Genomic DNA, 18825 nt, shown 5'->3' with positions numbered 1-18825 from the left:
CGACGGTGCTCGGAGCAACGCCCCCGGGATCTTCTTAGTACGGTTCGGGTGTGTCCACTCCACGACTCGCACTCGTCACCTGCGCCGATCTGCCCGACCTCGACGACGAGGACGCCCCGCTCATCCCCGCGCTCGCCGAGCGTGGCGTCACGGCCGAAGCCGTGGTCTGGGACGACCCGGCGGTGGACTGGTCGCGGTACGACCTGACCGTGATCCGGTCCGCCTGGGACTTCTCCACCCGTCGTCAGGAGTTCGTGGCCTGGGCCGGGTCCGTGCCTCGCCTGGTGAATCCGCCGAACGTGGTGCGCTGGAACTCCGACAAGCACTACCTGCAGGCCCTCGAGGACCACGGCCTGCCCGTGGTGCAGACCACCTGGCTCGAGCCGGAGCGGCAGTTCGACAAGCGTGCCCTGCACAACAGGTTCCCGGCCCGGGAGGACTTCGTCATCAAGCCGGCGATCAGTTCCGGCACCCTCGACGCCGGCCGGTACACCGCCACGGACGCCGACTCCCGCAGGTACGCCATCGAGCACGCCAAGCGCCTGCTCGACGAGGGCCGCTCGGTCATGGTCCAGCGGTACCTGCCCGAGGTGGACTCGCACGGCGAGATCGCCCTCGTGTTCTTCCACGGGACCTACTCGCACGCCACCCGCAAGGCCGCCATGCTCACCACCGAGGACGTCGAGGCCGAGCGTCCCCGCGCGGAGGTCATGGAGCCCTACCACGCGACCCCGGAGGAGATCGCGGCCGGGCAGCAGACCCTCGCGTTCGCCCGGGCCCGGATCCCCGGCCGGTCGATCTCCAGCCGCCCCCTCGCCTACGCGCGGGTGGACCTGGTGCCCACCCACGGCAAGCCCGTCCTGATGGAGCTCGAGTTGATCGAGCCGTCGCTCTTCGTCTCCCTCGGTCGTGGCGCGCTGGACCGGTTCGCCGACTCCCTCGTCGCCGAGCTGCGGATGGGGCCGGACAGCAACAACATCGACCTGGCCTGAGGACCCACTCGCCGCCGGTGCGGCGCCGGCCGACCCCCGGACGGCGGGCTCATCCGATTCGGGTGGTCCGCCGCCGATGCCCTAGCGGCGTCGGGGTGCGACCGTGATACTGGTCACTTCAGTGCGACCCCGAGAGGACACAGACGCGTGACCACCTTCACCGCATGGAAGTTCGATTCGATCGACGGCGCCGATCGGGCCGCGGACACCCTCAAGCAGGTCCGCAGCGAGGGCCTCGTCAAGGTGGAGGACCACGCCGTCCTCACCTGGCCCGCCGATGCCGATCGTCCCGACGTCAAGTACGAACACCGTGACGACGCGCGCGCCGCGGGGTGGGGTGCGTTCTGGGGTGTCCTGTTCGGGGCGCTGTTCTTCCTCCCGCTCATCGGAGCCGCCGCCGGCGCGGCCATCTCGCTGTTGAACAAGCGCATGAACAACGTGGGCATCACCCGCGAACAGCTCGAGCGGATCGGCAAGGAGGTCGGACCGGGCAACTCGGCGCTGTTCGTGGTCACCAGCGACCGCGACCTCGACCGGATGGCGGAACGCTTCCGCGGTCACGAGGCCACGCTGATCGCGACGAACCTGGTCGCCGCCGAGGCCGCGGAGCTCCGCCAGGCGTTCGACGCCTGAGTCCCGACGACGAAGTCGGCCCACCCTGGACCGGGTGGGCCGACTCATTCGTTCGTCTGGGGTGAGTAACGGGGCTTGAACCCGCGGCCTCCTGGACCACAACCAGGCGCTCTACCGACTGAGCTATACCCACCATGTCGCACCGCGCACGCGCGGTCGCGATTGCCAATCATAGCGAAGTTCCGGGGGTGGTTGCGCCACCGCCGGATGCCCGACGGCGGAGGTCAGGTCGCGGAGGTCGGCGCCGCCGCGACCGTCGGTGCCGACGCGATCATCGCGGCCACCTTCCTGCTGGTCGCCGAGTCCGGCCCGGAGCCGTCCGGGAACAGGACGGCCCGGTAGTAGCGCAGCTCGTCGATGCTCTCGGCGATGTCCGCGAGGGCCCGGTGGCCGCCGGCCTTCTTCGGCGCGTTGAAGTAGGCGCGCGGGTACCAGCGGCGGGCCAGCTCCTTGATCGAGGAGACATCGATGATCCGGTAGTGCAGGAACTCGGTGAGCGCCGGCATGTCCCGTTCGAGGAAGCCGCGGTCGGTGCCCACCGAGTTGCCGGCGAGCGGCGCTCTGGCCGTGTCCGGAACGAACCGTCGGATGTAGGCGAGCACCCGCTCCTCGGCCTCGGCGAGCGTGATGCCGGTGTCGAGCTCGTCGAGCAGGCCGGACGAGGTGTGCATCTCGACCACCACCTCGTTCATGTCCACCAGGGACTCGGTCGGCGGCTTGATCACGAGGTCGAGGCCGGGGTCGAGCGCGTGCAGCTCGGAGTCGGTCACGATGACGGCGATCTCGACGAGCGCGTCCTTGGACAGGTCAAGGCCGGTCATCTCGCAGTCGATCCAGACGATCGCGTCGGAGCCGGCGGTCTTTGCGGTGGTGCTCACCGGGCCAGCGTAGTCCGAGCGCCCGACAGGGCAGCCGACACCCGCGCGAACGTAGTCAATCAAAGGGTTGACAACGAAGTCGGCCGGCGCTTCAATGTAGTCAACCGAACGGTTGATTAAAGTGCCGAGAACGACGAGGGAAGTGGGGCAACGAGATGAGTGCGGATCCGGCAACGGAGTACCGGGAGGTCGCCGCAGGGTTCACGGCGCGGGTGGAGGGTGCCGATCCGGATCGATGGGCCGATCAGTCGCCGGTTCCGGAGTGGACGGCCCGGGACGTGGTCGCCCACCTGATCGAGTGGCTTCCGCAGGTGCTGGGCTTCGAGGTCGCCCAGGTGCCCCCGGTGGCGGACGACCCGGTCGCGGCCTGGCGGGCCCACTCCGACGGCGTCCAGTCCCTGCTCGATGACCCGGTGCGGAGCCGAGCGGTGGTGCGCAACCCGAACTTCGGTGAGATGGAGGCGGCGGACGTCATCGACCGGCTCTACACCGGCGATGTGTTCATGCATACCTGGGACCTGGCGCGGGCGACGGGTCAGGATGACCGGCTGGACCCGCAGCGGTGCGCCGCCGGGCTGGCCGCCGGCGAGCCGATGGAGGAGGTCATGCGCGCGAGCGGACAGTTCGGTCCGCGCGTCCCGGTGCCGGACGACGCCAGCGTGCAGGACCGGATGCTCGGATTCATCGGTCGGGATCCGGCCTGGCGTGCACCGGAGCGCCGCGCGGGCTGAGGCGCCAGGGGAATCGAAGAGGACCCAGTGGCACCGAGTGCCACCGGGTCCTCTGGTCGGTCGGGGACCGGTCCGTCCCCTTCGATCGGGCGAGGCGACCACCACCACGCGCCCGTCTCGGCCGGCGGTCAGCTGGCCTTGATGAAGTCGCGGGAGGCGGGCTCGTTCGAGCCGGACAAAGAAGAAGGACGGCCGGTCCTCCGGCCGCCCCGAGCGGTGATCTGGTTGCTTCGCGTGATGCGATCGAACAGGTGCTGCCTGAGTTTCCGGCGATGTTCGACCTCGTTGCGCAGCTGTGCCTGCTCGAGGTGGTGGGCGTCGTAGACGGTCAACGGGTGCATGGTGAAACCTCACTGTGGGTGGTGGTGGTGGATGTCGCCCGATGGAGCGACCCCGATAGGTAACCACCCGGACCGGGGGGCGGTCACTGCTTTATTCCTGAACGATCCGGCCGCGGTGCCCGCGCGGGCTTCCGGGCCCGAGCCGAGCGGCCGTAGGGTCCTCGTATGCCAGCGAAGCCGACCGAGTCGCACCCCGCCCGATACGTCGTACTGCTCCGTGGGGTGAACGTCGGCGGCATCAACATCACGATGGCCGACCTCCGGAAGGTCCTCGAGGAGGCCGGTCTCACCGAGGTGCGCACCGTGCTCGCGAGCGGCAACGCCCTGGTCACGTCCGACCGCTCCGCGGCGCAGCTGCGACCGGTCATCGAGGCGGCACTGCGGACCGCGTTCGGGTACGAGGCCTGGGTCCAGGTCCTCACCGTCGAGCGGATCGCCGCGATCGTCGCGGACTACCCGTTCGACACCGACGAGGAGACCCACCATCCCTACGTGATGTTCTGCGCCGACGCGCCCGCGCTCGCCGAGGTGGGCGGCCTGGCCGACGGCGTCGATCCCGCCGTGGAGCAGGTGCGGCCGGGGGACGGGGTCGTGTACTGGGAGGCGCCCAAGGGCTCCAGCACGGACACGGCGTTCGCGAAGCTGACGTCCCGGGCGCGGTACCGCTCGATCCTGACCACACGCAACCTCCGGACGCTGCGCAAGTTGATCTGACCGGCCCGCCGTCCGGCCGTGTCGGATTTCTTCTATCGGCCCGCCCCCGGGTGCGACACGATGGTGTGCATGCCCGCACCCACGCTGAAGATGATCACCCTCGACTGCGCCGACGTGCGCCAGCTCGCGACCTTCTGGTCCGACCTCCTCGAGTCCGAGGCCCTGGTCGTCGAGGACGAGTACGCCATGATCGCCGGACCCGGCGCCATGATCGGGCTCGGGCGCGTGGAGGGCTACGTGCCGCCGGCCTGGCCGAACCCGAACGGCAGCAAGCAGTTCCACTTCGACCTCGCCTGCGAGGACATCGGCGAGACCGAGGCGCGATGCGTGGAACTCGGCGCCACCGTGCCGGCCGAGCAGCCGGGGGAGACCTGGCGGGTACTGCTGGACCCGGCCGGCCACCCGTTCTGCCTCACCAGCGCCGCGAACTGGTGACCCCGGCCGCCGCCGGGCCACCGTGCGGCGAGCGGGTCACGCGTCCACTGGACGCGCGGTCGAGGGTTGTCGAAACCTGACCGATCGTTCTAGATTTAGACCATGCGGGCAGAAAATCGCACGATCGGTCAATCTGCGAGCTTCATCGAGGCGGCGCGGCGCGCACAGATCATGACCGCCGCGATCGAGACCGTGAACGAGGTCGGGTACCACCGCGCCTCGCTCGCGCAGATCGCGTCCCGCGCCGGCATCGCGAAGAGCATCATCAGCTATCACTTCGCGAGCAAGGAGAACCTGCTCCTCTTCGTGGTGAACGACGTCTTCGCGCGGATGGACGCGGCGACCGGCGCGGCCGCACGCACCGGCGCCGACCCCGCAGCCCGCCTCGCCGCGTACCTGCGCGCGTACCTGGCGTTCGTCCGGGACCACCGTGAGGAGACGATCGCCGCCGTCGAGATCGCGATCTCCCACCGCGACGCCGACGGCACCCCCCTCTACCTCGCCGAGAGCGAGCCCGAGACGGCGCTGCTCGAGGGGATCATCTCCGACGGCATCGCCTCCGGGCAGTTCTGCGACGTCGACCTGACCGTCGCCAGGACCACCCTGATCCACGCGCTCGACGGCGGGCTCACCCGCTCCCAGATGGATGCGCGCACCGACCTCGACACCTACGGCGACCACCTGGTCCCGATGTTGCTCGCGGGGCTGGGATACCGGCCGGATGGGTGAGCGGGCGTTCGGAGTGCAGGGCATCGGCTACGACGCCGGTGTGCTGTACGAGCGCGACTTCGAGTCCAACCCGCATTGGCGAACCGAGCGGGTTCGCCGGGACATGCGGGCCATCCGGGACGGGCTCGGCTGCGACACCGTGCTCGTGATGGCCACCGACATCGACCGGCTCCTCGGAACTGCCACGATTGCGCGCGAGGAGGGTCTCAGCGTCTGGATCCAGCCGCGGGTCTTCGATGTCGCCCCGGACGTGGTCGCGCAGAACCTGGCGGCAGTGGCCGAGCGCGCCGAGGTGCTGCGGACCGCGCACGGCGACGTGAGCCTGAACCTCGGCTGCGAACTGAGCCTGTCCGCCACCGGTTTCGTGCCAGGCTCGACCTTCGTCCGACGCGGACTGATGCTCCCGTTCCTCTCCCTCGCCCTACCCCTGATCAACTGGCGACTTCGCCGATTCCTCGCCCGGCTCGTGACCGTCGCCCGGGACCGGTTCGCCGGGCCGATCAGTTACGGTGCCGGTGACTGGGAGCGCCCGGACTGGTCGAGGTTCGACGTGGTCGGGCTCGACGCGTACCGGGACTCCTCGAACGCCTGGCGGTTCCCCGGAGACATGCGCCACGCCGTCCGGACCCACCGCCGGGCCGGGCGGCCCGTGTACGTGTTCGAGTTCGGGACCTGCGCCTACGTCGGCGCAGCCGAGCGGGCATCGGATGCGGCGAACGTGCTGCTCCCGGGTGAGGGTGGGATGCGGGTGCCCACCTCGCTCGTGCGGGACGAGCGGGTCCAGGCCGACTACCTCGACGAACTGTTCGAGATCTTCTCTGCCGCCGGCGTGGACGGAACCTTCGTGTGGGGTTTCAGCGAGCCCGCGCTGCCCCGCTCCGACGAGCCCGGCCGAGACCTCGACGCCGCGAGTTACGGCGTGGTCGCACCGATCGGGGACTCCTGGCAACCGAAGGCGGCGTTCGCCACCATCGCCCGCCGGTACGGGGGCAGCGGCCATCACGCGAACACGCGCACCGACGAAGTGAGTCCAGCATGAGCACCGACCGGACGAACACCAACACGAACACGAAGGCCTCCCCGGCCGGGGTCGCCGGCCCGGTGAGCTTCCTCGCCCGGCTCGCGATCGCCGTCGGACTGCTGGCCGGCGGCCTCCTGCTGCTCGTGGCGACCGCGGCCGACGGCGAGCCGACCGAGGTGCGCACGCTCGCCGTGCGTACCCTCGGCGGGATCGCCCTGTCCGCCGCGATGTTCGCGCTCGTCGCCATCCTCGCACGCCGGGTGGACCGACGCCCCCTCTCCGATCTCGGGATCACCGGGCCGCGCGACGGCTGGCGAGCGTTCACCACCGGTGTGCTCGCCTGGCTCCTGCCGGCCGCGGTGGTGCTCGCCATCCTGGCGCTGACCGGAACGACGCTGGCGCTGCGCGGATCGCCCGGCGAGGTCGCCACGGTCATCGGGCTCACCGCCGCCGCCGTGCTCTTCAGCGAGGCGATACCGGAGGAACTGGTCTTCCGCGGCTACGTGACGAGCGTGCTCGAGGAGCGACTCCGGGGCTGGTGGATCATCCTGGTCCAGGCCACGCTGTTCGCCGCGTTCGCGGTCGTGCTGCGCGGATTCACCGGTGTCGCCGACCTCTCCTTGTTCGTCGGGATGGGGATCGGTCTGGGCTACCTGCGGCTGGTGACCGGGTCGGTGTGGACCTCGGTCGGCTTCCACGCCGCATTCCAGACCGTCTCGCAACTGCTGCTCACCCACGACGTCGTCGAGTTCGGTGGCAGCCCGGCCATGACCGTGCTCGCGCTCGGGATCGTGCCCTTCGCCGTCGGCATCACACTCGTCGCGGCGCTGGCGACCACGCGACCCGGACTCTTCCGGCGCAGGCGAGCGTCCGCGGACGTCTCGGCCCGGTGATCCTCGGGACCGCGCGCAGCCGCTACTCTACGTCGAGTTAGATAAACCTTACCTAACTCTGGAGTCCTCCGTGCCTGGTCGTGCCCGCGTCGCCGCAACGCTCATCTCCGCCGTTCTCGCCGTGACTGTCGCCGGTTGTGCCGGGCCGTCCGAGGCCGAGCCCGACGGCCCGTCCGCCGAACCCGAATGGTCCTATGTCTCCGGTGACGGCCAGACCTACACTGCGGACGAGGTGCCGGAGCGCATCATCGCCGAAGCGTATGCCGCGAAGGTGCTCATGGAGTTCGGGATCACGCCGGTCGCGATCTGGGCGAGCTCCCCGATCGCCGAGGACGTGGGCCTGCAGGGTGCGGACTTCACCGGCATCGAGGTAATCGGGCAGGAGTGGGGCAAGATCGACGTCGCGGCGGCCGCCGAACTCGCCCCGGACCTGATCGTCGGCGACTGGTGGCCGGTCGAGGAGGCCTACAGCGGTTTCGAGGCCGGCGTCGAGGACACCAGTCGCAGGCTCGCCGACCTCGCCCCAGTCGTCGGCGCGAGCCAGGGTGACTCGATCGTCTCTCTGATCGAGGGCTACGCCGACCTCGCTGCCTCACTAGGCGCGGATCCCGAGGCCATCGCGCAGTCGCGCACCACGTTCGAGGCGGCCGTCACCGACTTCGAGGCCGCCAACGAGGAGAACCCGGGCGTCAGCGCACTCGCGATCAGCCCCTGGGACACCAACTATGCGATCGCGGTACCCGCCTACGCACCCGAACTGCTCGACTTCCAGCGCTGGGGCCTCGACGTCATCGTCCCGGACACGCCCGACCCCGACTTCCCGTACTGGGAGACGCTCAGCATGGAGACCGCCGACCGGTACCAGCCGGACCTGATCCTCTTCGACGACCGCAACCACCCCGGTAACGAGGAGATCCTCGCCGAGGCGCCGATCTCGGCCGAGATCGCCGCCTTCGCCGCAGGACAGACCACCACCTGGCCCGCCTACTGGGTGCACACCTACGGCGACTACGCCGCCGAACTCACCCGCCTTGCCGAGGTCATCCGGGCCACGGACGCCTCCGTCGGCGAGTGAGCACGACCCGGGTCGCACCGCCGTCCTCGGTCGCCCGTCGCTCCGGTCGCGCTCTCGGCCTGCTTCCCGCCGCCCTCGTCCTGCTCGTGCTCGTGCTGATCAGCGTCGGCCTGGGCTCGCGTGACGTCGCGCCGGCGGACGTGTGGCAGGCCCTGATCGGCTCGACCGACCGAGCGGACGCGACGGTGATCCGGGAGATGCGGATGCCCCGAACCCTGATCGCCCTCGTGGTCGGGGCGGCGCTCGCACTCGGCGGAACGATCCTGCAGGGACTGGCACGCAACCCGCTCGCCGACCCGGGCGTGCTGGGCATCAACGCGGGCGCGGCGCTGGCGGTGGTGGCGGGAGCGCTCGTCTTCGGTGCGATGCCGGCCAGTGCCGCGGTGTGGTTCGCGTTCGCGGGCGCCGCCCTGGCCACCGTGGCCGTGTACACGATCGCGGCCGTCGGGCGCGAGGGCGCCACCCCGGTCAAGCTGGCCCTCGCCGGAGCCGCCGCGACCGCACTGTGCGGATCGTTCTCCTCGGCGATCCTGCTCGCGGACCCGGACGCCCTGAACGAGTTGCGGATGTGGCAGGTCGGCGCGCTTGCGGGTCGGTACTACCCGGTCCTGGTCCAGCTGGCGCCGTACTTCGCGGTCGGGATCGTTGCGGCCCTGTTCACCGGGCGGGCGCTCAACCTGCTCTCCCTCGGTGACGAACTCGCCAGCACCCTCGGGTTGCGTATCGACCGCACCCGCGGTGTGCTCTTCGCGATCGTGGCGCTGCTGTGCGGGGCCGCTACCGCTGCCTGCGGACCGATCGTGTTCGTGGGCCTGATGATCCCGCACCTCGCCCGGCTCATCACCGGGCCGGACTACCGCTGGATCCTCGCCTACTCGACGGTGCTGGGCCCCGTCCTGCTGCTCGGCTCCGACATCCTGGGCCGGGTGCTGCTCCCGACGGCGGAGGTCCCGGTGGGTGTGGTGGTGGGCGTGCTCGGGGCGCCGGTCTTCGTCCTGCTGGTGCGGTTCCGCAGGATCGTGACGATATGACGGCCGTCATGGCGCCGGTCGGGACCACGGCCCGTCGGTTTCGGGCGCTCTCGCGTCGTCGCCTCGGCGCGACTGTGGTCGTGCTGTCCGCGGTGGTGGTCCTGCTCTTCGTCGTCTCGCTGGTGGTCGGTAGCGTCGTGGTGCCACCCGTCGACGCCGTCCTGGCGACCTTCGGCGTCGGCGAGGACGCCACGGTGTTCGTCATCCAGGAACTGCGGCTGACCCGGGCCGGTGCGGCCGCGCTGGTCGGGATCGCGCTCGGGGTCTCCGGCACGTTGTTCCAGCGGGTGCTCGGCAATCCGCTCGCGTCCCCGGACTTCCTCGGTGTTGCCGCCGGCGCGGGCACGGCCGCCGCAGCCGCCCTCGTTCTCGGCGGGGTCGCCGGGTTCACGCTCTCCGGCTACGCGCTCCTGGGCGGCCTCGCGACGGCGGCCCTCGTGTACTTCCTCGCGTGGCACCGCGGCGTGTCGGAGTACCGGTTCATCCTCGTCGGCATCGGAGTCGGGGCCCTCGCGTCGTCGGTGACGTCCTATCTCGTGGCTCGCGCCGAGTTCAGTGATGCGCGCGCGGCGCTCAGCTGGCTCGTCGGCTCGGTCGGGATGGCGACCCCGGGCCTGCTCCGGGTCGTCGCCGTACTGCTCGTCGTTCTCGCGGTGTCCGGGCCCGGTCTCGCCCGGATGCTGCGGGCACTCGAGCTCGGCGACGAGCCGGCCCGGATGCTCGGCGCCCGCGCGGAGCGTGACCGGTTCGTTCTGCTCGGTGTCGCGGCCGTGCTGGTCTCGGTCGCGACGGCGGCGGTCGGCCCCGTCGCCTTCGTCGCGATGCTCGCCGGTCCGCTCGCTGCGATCGCGCTCGGCCCCACGAGCCGCAGCATCCTCGCGTCCGGCCTGATGGGCGCCGTCATCCTCCAGGTGGCCGATCTGCTGGCGCAGCACGCGCTGGCGTGGCCGATCTCCACGGGGGTCGTCACGGGCGCCTTCGGTGCCCCCTACATCGCGTGGGTGCTGATCAGCGCCGCGCGGGAAACGAGCGCCGGGTGAGGCCGGATCATCTCCTCGAGGCCAGGGGCCTGACCCTCGGCTACGACACCACGCCGGTCGTGCACGAGGTCGACCTGGTGCTGCCGGCGGGCCGGATCACGGCGATCATCGGAGCCAATGCATCCGGCAAGTCCACCCTCCTGCGTGGCTTCGCGCGGCTCCTCGAGCCGCGGGCCGGGGTGGTCCTGCTCGACGGCGAGCCGTTGCACCGGATGCGACCCGGCGACGTGGCGCGGGTGCTCGGGATGCTGCCGCAGGCCCCGGTGGCGCCCGACGGGATCACCGTGGCCGATCTCGTCGGTCGGGGCCGGCACCCGCACCAGGGCTGGTTCCGCCGCTGGAGTGCCGCCGACGATGCGGCCGTCGACGCCGCGCTGCACGCGACCGCCACGGCCGACCTGGTCGACCGGCCCGTCGCCGAACTCTCCGGCGGCCAGCGGCAGCGGGTCTGGATCGCGATGGCGCTGGCCCAGCAGACCGGCATCCTGCTGCTCGACGAGCCGACCACCTTCCTCGACCTCAATCACCAGATCGAACTGCTCGACCTGCTCGTCGACCTCAACCGGCAGCGTGGCACGACGATCGTCCTCGTGCTCCACGAGCTGAACCTCGCCGCGCGCTATGCCGACCTCCTGGTCGCGATGCGCTCCGGTCGGATCGTCGACGCGGGACCGCCCGCGCAGGTGGTCACCGCCGCGACCGTCCGGGACGTCTTCGACCTGCGTTGCGACGTGATCCCGGATCCGCGCACCGGGGCACCCATGGTGATCCCGATCGGCAGGCACGCACCCAGCACCACCGGCTGACGTCGCGCCGTTCCACCCCGGCCGGCGGTCGGGCACGGTGCTCATACTTGCTCATCCTTCCTGGGTGAAATCCGGTCGGAACGGCCCGAAGGCCCTGTGCGGTCCGAGTGGGCTGTGGAAGGCTTGCGGCGTGGAGCTGACGATCGGTACCCAACTGGAGCGGCCCGAGCAGGTAGCACGCCTCGCCGCCGGACGCTTCAACCGACACACGTTCTGGTGCGGCCAGAGCGGCTCGGGCAAGACGTACGCACTCGGCGTCGTGCTGGAGCAGCTCCTGCTCGCGACCGAACTGCCGCTGCTCGTCCTCGATCCGAATGCCGACTTCACCCGGATGCACGAGACACGGTCGAGCGGTAACCCGGACGCCGTCGCCGCGATCGCCGGCGCCGACATCCGGGTCCTGCACTCCACCCGCATCGGCGGCGAACGGCTGCACACGGCCTTCATCGACCTGTCCGCGGCGTCGAAGGCCGCCGTCCTGCAGCTCGACCCGATCGCCGACGCCGACGAGTACAACGTCCTCCTTCACGTCGACGGCGACCACCGGAGGTTCACGAACGAGAGTTTCCTCGCGTCGCTGCGGGACTCCGGCGATCCCGGTCAGGCCCGGCTCGCCCGCCGGATCGAGAACCTCGAGGTGCTCGATTGGGAACTGTGGTCCAGGGGTGCGACCTCGGTGACCGAGATCGTCGACCAGCGCCCCGCCGTCACCGTGCTCGACCTGGGTGGTTTCGCACACCCGGCGGAGCCGAAGGTCGCGGCGCTGAGCGTGTTCGAGCACCTCTGGAACACCCGGGAGTCCCGCCGACCGGTCCTGATCGTGATCGACGAGGCCCACAATCTCTGCCCGCCGGACCCGGCGACCGCCGTCGAGAGGGCGCTGACCGACCGCATCATCCAGGTCGCCGCGGAGGGCCGGAAGTTCGGACTCTGGCTGCTGCTGTCCACGCAGCGGCCGACGAAGATCCACCCGAACGTGCTCTCGCAGTGCGACAACCTCGGCCTGATGCGGATGAACGCCCCCCGCGACCTGGCCGAACTCGCCGACGTCTTCGGGTTCGTGCCCGAGGAGCTCCTCGGCCGCGCGGCCTCCTTCGCGCAGGGCCAGGCCCTGTTCGCCGGGGGGTTCATCTCCGAGCCCACCCTCGTCCAGATGGGGGAGCGGATCACCGAGGAGGGCGGCTCCGACGTGAGAGTCCCGCTGCGCCCGGCCCCGTGAGCATCGCCGACGGACTCGACGCGTCCCTGGTCGAGGTCGTCGAACGGCTCCGGGAACTGGTGGCCGAGACACTCCCCGACGCGGTCGAGGAGCAGGACGTCACCTCGGGACTGATCGGCTACACGTACAAGCCCGGCACCTACAAGCACCTGATCGCCGGGATCGTCCCGCACCGCGGGCACGTGAACCTGATGCTCGCGAACGGTGCCGAGCTCGTCGACCTGGACCCGGCCGGGCTCCTCGCGGGCACCGGGACGAGGGCCCGCCACATCCGGTTCGTCACCGCCGCCGACGTCGCCCGGCCCGGCGTCCGGGAGCTGCTCGCGGAGGCGGCGCGCCGGACGCCGCGACCCTGAACCGCTCCCGTGCCGGGCGAGCCGTCCGGGGACGTCGCAGCGGTGCCCCCGGCAGGACTCGAACCTGCAACCTACGGATTAGAAGGCCGTTGCTCTATCCATTGAGCTACGAGGGCGCCCGCTCAGGATATCCGGGCCGGGGCCGCGCCTCCGCGTGGCGGCGCGTCCCGCATAGGATGTTCAACGTGCCCCGACCCTCCCGAACCGCCGCAGCCGGGCCGGGCACGGCCCCGACGCGATCACGCGCGGTGCCCAGGTGCCCGTTTGGTCCGACGCACCCGGAACGGGCAGGCTAGGCTCCGTGACCGACACCCCCACCACCACCGATGAACCGGACGTGAGCCCGCGTCCGGAGCGGCTGCCGATGGTCGAGGTCATCGAGGACCTGCTCCGCAACCTGGACGCCGCGTCCCTGCCCCTGGACACCGCCGACGCCGAGGATGCCCGCAGCCGCCGCGACCGGCTCTCGACGCAGGTCCGCAACCATCTGCTGCCCCGCCTCAAGCAGGTCGCCGCACCCGTCATCGTGGTGGTCGGCGGTTCCACCGGCGCCGGCAAGTCCACCCTGGTCAACTCGGTGGTCGGCTCGGACGTCAGCGAGGCTGGGGTGCTGCGCCCGACCACGCGTGAACCGGTCCTCGTGGTGCATCCCAAGGACGCCGAGCTGCTCGAGTCGCACCCGGTCATCGAGGTGGCCCGGGTCAGCGTCCATGACGAGGTTCCCCGCGGGCTCGCCCTGCTCGACGCGCCGGACCTCGACTCCGTGCACTCCGGCAACCGCGGGCTGGCCGACGAACTGGTGGAACTCGCGGACCTGTGGGTGTTCGTCACCACCGGATCCCGGTACGGGGACGCCGTGCCGTGGGCGCGACTGCACACCGCCTCCGAGCGTGGGGTCTCCCTGGCGGTCGTCCTGAACCGGGTCGAACGGGCCGGGCTCGGGAAGGTTCGTCGCGACCTCTTCGACCGGCTCGACGCCCAGGGCTTCGGCGCCGTCCCGTTCTTCGTGATCCCGGACGTCGGCCCGCACGAGGGTGTGCTGCCCCCCGAGCGGGTCCAGGAGTTCTCCAAATGGCTCACCGTGCTCGGTGCCCAGAGCCAGTCCCGCAGCATCATCGCCCGCACCGTCCGCGGCGCCTGGCCGGCACTGCGCCAGGACGTGCAGGACGTGGCCGCGGCCCTGGATACCCAGCGCCGGACCGCGCTCGCCCTGCGCAACCAGTTGGCCGCGGCGCCGTCGACGGCTGCCGAGCAGGCGAAGGCCGACGTGGCCTCCGGCGCCGCCGCCACCGGAGCACCGACCACCACCTGGCTCGCCGGGGCGAGCAGCGGTGGCATCCTCGCACCGCTCGTGGCGCCGTCCTCGAACGTCTTCGAGACCTGGCGCTTCCGGCGGGCCGCGAAGGCCCGGAACGAGTCGGTGCGGAATCTGCGGGAGGTGGCGATCGGGGCCACCCGCACCCTCGTCAAGGAGGCCGCCGAACGCGGCGAGCGGCTGGTCCGGACGGCGGCCGAACGTACGCCGGCCGGCCGGCAGGTCGCGGAGCTGGTGTCCGCGGAGGCCTCGACGACCGCGCGGACCACACGGCTCGAACAACTCGTGAAGGAATGGGACGACGTGGTCGCGGAGGTCTGCGGCGCGCTCAAGCCGGCCGGTGACGATGCCGGGCTGGAGCCGGACGCCCTGTCCGCCCTGGTCGAGGTGGCCGCCGCGGGACTGGACGGCGCCGAGCGTGCCGTGCGTCGCATCTTCGGCGACCGCGGGGTCGCCGCCGTGTCACGCCTGCGCGGTGACCTGGCCGACTGGGCGGAGGTCGCGGTGAACGCGGAGGCCGACGTGTTCGTCGCTGCGCTCGACGGAGTCGGTCTCGACGACGGAGCGGCGCACCGGTTGCGGGTACGCGCGAGCGAGCTGAAGGGGTACTTGTGAGCAACGCGGAGGACGCCGGCGCCGAACTGGGCCGGCGCATCGCCGACATCGATGCGGCGCTGGACCTGGCCGCGGACCGGATCGACTCCGATGTCGTCACCCAGGCCCGGCTCGACCTCGCCGCGGTGACGCGTCGCGTCGAACTCGGGGTGGACTACACGGTGGTCGCGCTCGTCGGCGGCACCGGCTCGGGCAAGTCCAGTCTGTTCAACGCGCTCACCCGCCTCGAGTTCGCGGACGTCGGCGTGCTCCGGCCCACGACCGCGCAGGCCGCCGCCTGCGTCTGGGGGAGCGAGGCGACCGCGCTGCTGGACTTCCTGCAGGTGGACCCGAGGCGGCGGATCCAGCGGGTGTCCGAACTGGACGCCGGCACCGGTGAGGAGGCGCTCAACGGACTGGTCCTGCTCGACCTCCCGGACCACGACTCGGTCGAGGAGGACCACGCCCTCCAGGTCAACCGACTGCTTCCGCTCATCGACCTGCTCGTCTGGGTCGTCGATCCCCAGAAGTACGCCGACAACGCCCTGCACGAGAAGTACCTGCGCGCACTCGCGGCACGACATGAGGCCATGCTCGTGGTGATCAACCAGATCGACACCATCCCCGAGCACTCCCGCGACCGGGTGCTCCAGGACGTGCGGCGCCTGATCGACGAGGACGGACTGGCTGACGTGCGGATCCGCCTGGTCTCCGCTCGCACCAACGAGGGGGTGGAGGCGCTTCACCGCGAACTCGGCGAGGTCATCGCCGGGGAGTCCATCGGTGCCCGCACGGCGCGTTCGGAGATCGTCGCCATCGCCGAGCGGTTGCGACCACACCTCGGCGACGTCGAACCGCAGCCTCCCTACGCGGAGGTCACCGCCGAACGCATCGCGGTCGCCGCCGGAGTGCCGTCGGTGACCGAGTCGATCCGGTCCGCGGTATCGAGCTCGCGCCGTGTGGCGCTGAGTCCCGTCCAGCAGCCGGCCCGCAGTCGGATCGAGGCGATCCGGGACCGCTGGCTCGCCGAGGCCACGAACGGACTCCCGCCGAGGTGGCTCGAGGCGGTGACCGCGACCGTCCCCGACGGTGCGGACTTCGACGCCCACGTCTGGAAGGCCCTCTCGGACGAGGACCTGCCGTCCTCGCACGACGGCGCGGCGGCACGCCGCCGGCTCCTCGGACTGCTCGCCACGATCCTGGGCGTGGCCCTCATCCTGGGGGCGATCGTCGTCCTGGCGCTTCACACGGCGTTGCCCGCGACGGCCCTCGCCGCCGGTGGCGTGGTCGTGCTGATCGGAGGGCTGCTGCTGCTGAACGCCGCGAAGCGGCAACGACAGGCGACGGCGGTGGCCCGCTCCGAGGACTACCTCGCCCGCACCACGGGTGCGATCGGCTCCGTCGTCGCGAAGGACCTGAGCGAGCCGACGGCAGGTCCGCTCGCCGAGCACGCCGCCGTGCGTCGCGGCGTGCTCGGTTCCTGACGATCCACAGCCGGGCCCGCGATGCCGGTCCTTCCCCAGCCGGTTCCCGGGCAGGCCCGGTTCGGGGTGCCGGGTTCCACGCTTGAACCCACCGGAACACGCCGGTCCGAGCGAAGGAATCGATCATGCCGAAGGACGTCGAAGTCACGATCCAGGGACACGTGGGTCAAACGCCCACGCTCTACCTCAACGACGGTCGCCCGCCGTTCGTCAACGTGGGCGTCGCCACGACGCCCCGCTTCTTCGACCGCAAGACGCAGGAGTGGAGGGACGGCGCCACCCAGTGGTACTCCGTCAAGGCGAACGGGGACCTCGCCACCAACATCTCCGAGAGCGTGCACAAGGGTGACGCCGTGCTCGTCCAGGGCCGGCTCTCCTTCCACGAGTACACCACCAAGGACGGTGGCACCGCCTGGGAGCCGGTCATCCGCCCGACCGCGTTCGCACTGGAACTCAGTCGCGTGGTGGCATCGGTCCGGAAGGTGCGGCGGGACGGCTCGGTGGGTGAGGTCACCGTGGACGTCTCCGGCATGGACGAGGTGTCCGAGGAGGAGGCGCCGCCGGACCCCCAGGACGACGGCCTCGAGGAGGCGGACGCCGGCGACGACACCTCTGAGTTCGAGGACGGCCGGTCCCTGGTCGAGAAGGTCGGGGCCCCGTTCTGAGCGGGCGGGTGCGGCCCGCGCGGAAGTGGGGGCCGCACCGCCGCCGACGGCGCGGAGCACCGTCGGTGCACAGGTGCGGGCCCGCTCCGGCGTGGTCGGCCGACCCCGGCGAAGGCGCGATACGACATCCCGCGCCGCGGTGCGTAGGGTTAGGGGTTGATCACCCCGTATCCAGTCCTGGGAGAGTTGTGGCCGAGTACATCTACTCGATGGTGAAGGCGCGCAAGGCGCACGGAGACAAGGTCATCCTCGATGACGTGACGATGGCGTTCCTGCCCGGAGCCAAGATCGGTATGGTCGGCCCGAACGGGGCCGGGAAGTCGACGATCCTGAAGATCATGGCCGGCCTCGAGAAGGAGTCCAACGGCGAGGCCCGGCTCACGCCCGGATACTCCGTGGGCATCCTGCTCCAGGAGCCCCCGTTGAACGAGGAGAAGACCGTCCTCGGGAACGTGGAGGAGGGCGTCGGGGAGATCAAGGGCAAGATCGACCGGTTCAACGAGATCGGCAACCTGATGGCCGAGCCGGACGCCGACTTCGATGCCCTGATGGAGGAGATGGGCGTTCTCCAGGGCGAGATCGACGCGGCCGACGCCTGGGACCTCGACTCCCAGCTCGAGCAGGCGATGGATGCCCTGCAACTGCCACCCGGCGACGCCGACGTGACCACCCTCTCCGGCGGCGAGCGTCGCCGCGTGGCGCTGGCGAAGCTCCTGCTCGAGAAGCCGGACCTGCTCCTGCTCGACGAGCCCACGAACCACCTGGACGCCGAGAGCGTGCAGTGGCTCGAGCAGCACCTGGCCAAGTACCCCGGCGCGGTCATCGCGGTCACCCACGACCGGTACTTCCTGGACCACGTGGCCGGCTGGATCGCCGAGGTGGACCGCGGCCGGCTCTACCCGTACGAGGGCAACTACTCCACGTACCTGGAGAAGAAGTCCGAGCGGATGCAGATCCAGGGCAAGAAGGACGCCAAGCTCGCCAAGCGACTCAAGGACGAACTCGAGTGGGTCCGCTCCAGCGCGAAGGGTCGCCAGACCAAGTCCAAGGCCCGCCTGGCACGCTACGAGGAGATGGCCGCCGAGGCCGACCGCACCCGCAAGCTCGACTTCGAGGAGATCCAGATCCCGCCGGGTCCGCGCCTGGGCTCGACCGTGCTCGAGGCCAAGGATCTGCGCAAGGGGTTCGGCGACCGCATCCTCATCGACAACCTGAGTTTCTCGCTGCCGCGAGCCGGCATCGTCGGCATCATCGGCCCGAACGGGGTCGGTAAGACGACGCTGTTCAAGACGATCGTCGGCCTCGAGCCGCTCGACGCGGGCGACCTCAAGATCGGTGAGACGGTCAAGATCTCCTACGTGGACCAGAGCCGTGGCGGCATCGACCCGAACAAGACCCTCTGGGAGGTCGTCTCAGACGGGCTGGACTTCATCCAGGTGGGCAACGTGGAGATTCCCTCGCGGGCCTACGTCTCGCAGTTCGGGTTCAAGGGCCCGGACCAGCAGAAGCCGGCCGGAGTGCTCTCCGGTGGCGAGCGCAACCGACTGAACCTGGCCCTGACCCTCAAGCAGGGCGGCAATCTGCTGCTGCTCGACGAGCCCACCAACGACCTGGACGTGGAGACCCTCGGCAGCTTGGAGAACGCGCTGCTGAACTTCCCCGGCTCGGCCGTGGTGATCTCCCACGACCGCTGGTTCCTGGACCGCGTCGCCACGCACATCCTCGCGTATGAGGGCACCACCGAGGACCCCGCGAACTGGTACTGGTTCGAGGGGAACTTCGCCGACTACGAGGAGAACAAGGTCGAGCGGCTCGGTCCGGAGGCCGCACGCCCGCACCGGGTCACCTACCGCAAGCTCACCCGGGACTGATC

At 70.7% G+C, this 18825-nt stretch carries 20 protein-coding genes and 2 tRNA genes; 18 read left to right on the top strand and 4 right to left on the bottom strand.

Annotated elements, in window-relative coordinates:
- The first annotated feature begins 50 nt into the window (after window positions 1-50).
- Both EXU48_RS03890 and EXU48_RS03885 read left to right on the top strand, forming a co-directional pair.
- Window positions 51-992, top strand: coding sequence for an ATP-grasp domain-containing protein (locus tag EXU48_RS03890; protein WP_133106274.1), 942 nt, complete (start codon window positions 51-53; stop codon window positions 990-992).
- 147 nt (window positions 993-1139) lie between these two features.
- Window positions 1140-1625, top strand: a complete 486-nt coding sequence (locus EXU48_RS03885) for a DUF1269 domain-containing protein (RefSeq protein WP_133106273.1) — start codon at window positions 1140-1142, stop codon at window positions 1623-1625.
- A gap of 57 nt (window positions 1626-1682) precedes the next feature.
- Here the strand turns inward: EXU48_RS03885 and EXU48_RS03880 are convergent.
- Window positions 1683-1758 (bottom strand) — tRNA-His (locus EXU48_RS03880).
- A 91-nt stretch (window positions 1759-1849) separates the two neighbouring features.
- Window positions 1850-2503: an oligoribonuclease gene (gene orn / locus EXU48_RS03875; RefSeq protein ID WP_268958143.1), complete on the bottom strand. Its 654-nt coding sequence runs from the start codon at window positions 2501-2503 to the stop codon at window positions 1850-1852.
- A 155-nt stretch (window positions 2504-2658) separates the two neighbouring features.
- Here orn and EXU48_RS03870 point away from each other — a divergent pair, with 155 nt between their 5' ends.
- Complete coding sequence (locus EXU48_RS03870; protein WP_133106272.1) at window positions 2659-3234, top strand: TIGR03086 family metal-binding protein; 576 nt, start codon at window positions 2659-2661, stop codon at window positions 3232-3234.
- A gap of 128 nt (window positions 3235-3362) precedes the next feature.
- Here the strand turns inward: EXU48_RS03870 and EXU48_RS03865 are convergent, their stop codons facing one another.
- Window positions 3363-3566 carry a hypothetical protein gene (locus EXU48_RS03865; RefSeq protein WP_133106271.1) on the bottom strand — a complete coding sequence of 68 codons (204 nt, stop codon included), beginning with the start codon at window positions 3564-3566 and terminating at the stop codon, window positions 3363-3365.
- Between the two features lie 174 nt (window positions 3567-3740).
- Between EXU48_RS03865 and EXU48_RS03860 the strand changes: the two genes are divergently transcribed.
- From EXU48_RS03860 to EXU48_RS03810, 11 genes are all read left to right on the top strand, one after another.
- Entirely contained in the window at window positions 3741-4289 is a 549-nt protein-coding gene (locus EXU48_RS03860; RefSeq protein WP_133106270.1) for a DUF1697 domain-containing protein, read from the top strand.
- Window positions 4290-4358: 69 nt separating this feature from the next.
- Window positions 4359-4724 (top strand): VOC family protein, encoded by a 366-nt coding sequence (locus EXU48_RS03855; protein WP_207947619.1) that lies wholly within the window; start codon window positions 4359-4361, stop codon window positions 4722-4724.
- Between the two features lie 102 nt (window positions 4725-4826).
- Window positions 4827-5453, top strand: a complete 627-nt coding sequence (locus EXU48_RS03850) for a TetR/AcrR family transcriptional regulator (protein ID WP_133106268.1) — start codon at window positions 4827-4829, stop codon at window positions 5451-5453.
- Window positions 5446-6492: a hypothetical protein gene (locus tag EXU48_RS03845; protein WP_133106267.1), complete on the top strand. Its 1047-nt coding sequence runs from the start codon at window positions 5446-5448 to the stop codon at window positions 6490-6492. Before EXU48_RS03850 ends, EXU48_RS03845 begins: the two co-directional genes overlap by 8 nt.
- On the top strand, window positions 6489-7367 hold the full coding sequence (locus EXU48_RS03840) for a CPBP family intramembrane glutamic endopeptidase (RefSeq protein ID WP_133106266.1): 879 nt from the start codon (window positions 6489-6491) through the stop codon (window positions 7365-7367). Before EXU48_RS03845 ends, EXU48_RS03840 begins: the two co-directional genes overlap by 4 nt.
- Before the next feature lie 121 nt (window positions 7368-7488).
- On the top strand, window positions 7489-8442 hold the full coding sequence (locus tag EXU48_RS03835) for an ABC transporter substrate-binding protein (protein ID WP_133106265.1): 954 nt from the start codon (window positions 7489-7491) through the stop codon (window positions 8440-8442).
- Window positions 8439-9473 (top strand): FecCD family ABC transporter permease, encoded by a 1035-nt coding sequence (locus tag EXU48_RS03830; RefSeq protein ID WP_133106264.1) that lies wholly within the window; start codon window positions 8439-8441, stop codon window positions 9471-9473. The genes EXU48_RS03835 and EXU48_RS03830 overlap by 4 nt, the downstream gene beginning before the upstream one ends.
- The gene (locus EXU48_RS03825; RefSeq protein ID WP_133106263.1) at window positions 9470-10513 is read left to right on the top strand and encodes a FecCD family ABC transporter permease; all 1044 of its coding nucleotides are present in this window, start codon (window positions 9470-9472) and stop codon (window positions 10511-10513) included. The genes EXU48_RS03830 and EXU48_RS03825 overlap by 4 nt, the downstream gene beginning before the upstream one ends.
- Window positions 10510-11319 carry an ABC transporter ATP-binding protein gene (locus tag EXU48_RS03820; protein WP_133106262.1) on the top strand — a complete coding sequence of 270 codons (810 nt, stop codon included), beginning with the start codon at window positions 10510-10512 and terminating at the stop codon, window positions 11317-11319. Before EXU48_RS03825 ends, EXU48_RS03820 begins: the two co-directional genes overlap by 4 nt.
- A gap of 130 nt (window positions 11320-11449) precedes the next feature.
- The gene (locus EXU48_RS03815) at window positions 11450-12538 is read left to right on the top strand and encodes an ATP-binding protein (RefSeq protein ID WP_133106261.1); all 1089 of its coding nucleotides are present in this window, start codon (window positions 11450-11452) and stop codon (window positions 12536-12538) included.
- Complete coding sequence (locus EXU48_RS03810) at window positions 12535-12894, top strand: DUF1801 domain-containing protein (protein ID WP_133106260.1); 360 nt, start codon at window positions 12535-12537, stop codon at window positions 12892-12894. The genes EXU48_RS03815 and EXU48_RS03810 overlap by 4 nt, the downstream gene beginning before the upstream one ends.
- A 43-nt stretch (window positions 12895-12937) precedes the next feature.
- Here EXU48_RS03810 and EXU48_RS03805 read toward each other — a convergent pair.
- Window positions 12938-13010 (bottom strand) — tRNA-Arg (locus EXU48_RS03805).
- 185 nt (window positions 13011-13195) lie between these two features.
- Here EXU48_RS03805 and EXU48_RS03800 point away from each other — a divergent pair.
- The 4 genes from EXU48_RS03800 (at window position 13196) to ettA (ending at window position 18823) form a co-directional block, all read left to right on the top strand.
- Window positions 13196-14824, top strand: a complete 1629-nt coding sequence (locus EXU48_RS03800; RefSeq protein ID WP_133106259.1) for a GTPase domain-containing protein — start codon at window positions 13196-13198, stop codon at window positions 14822-14824.
- Window positions 14821-16287, top strand: coding sequence for a GTPase (locus EXU48_RS03795; protein WP_133106258.1), 1467 nt, complete (start codon window positions 14821-14823; stop codon window positions 16285-16287). Before EXU48_RS03800 ends, EXU48_RS03795 begins: the two co-directional genes overlap by 4 nt.
- Before the next feature lie 125 nt (window positions 16288-16412).
- A complete protein-coding gene (locus EXU48_RS03790; protein ID WP_133106257.1) occupies window positions 16413-16952 on the top strand; it encodes a single-stranded DNA-binding protein in 540 nt (179 codons plus the stop codon).
- Between the two features lie 188 nt (window positions 16953-17140).
- Complete coding sequence (ettA, locus tag EXU48_RS03785; RefSeq protein WP_133106256.1) at window positions 17141-18823, top strand: energy-dependent translational throttle protein EttA; 1683 nt, start codon at window positions 17141-17143, stop codon at window positions 18821-18823.
- The last annotated feature ends 2 nt before the right edge of the window (window positions 18824-18825 follow it).

The sequence above is a fragment of the Occultella glacieicola genome (genome assembly GCF_004353825.1).
Classification (GTDB): Bacteria; Actinomycetota; Actinomycetes; order Actinomycetales; family Beutenbergiaceae; genus Occultella; species Occultella glacieicola.
Note: the sequence above shows the minus strand (reverse complement) of the source record. Positions and strands in the feature narration are given on the sequence as shown.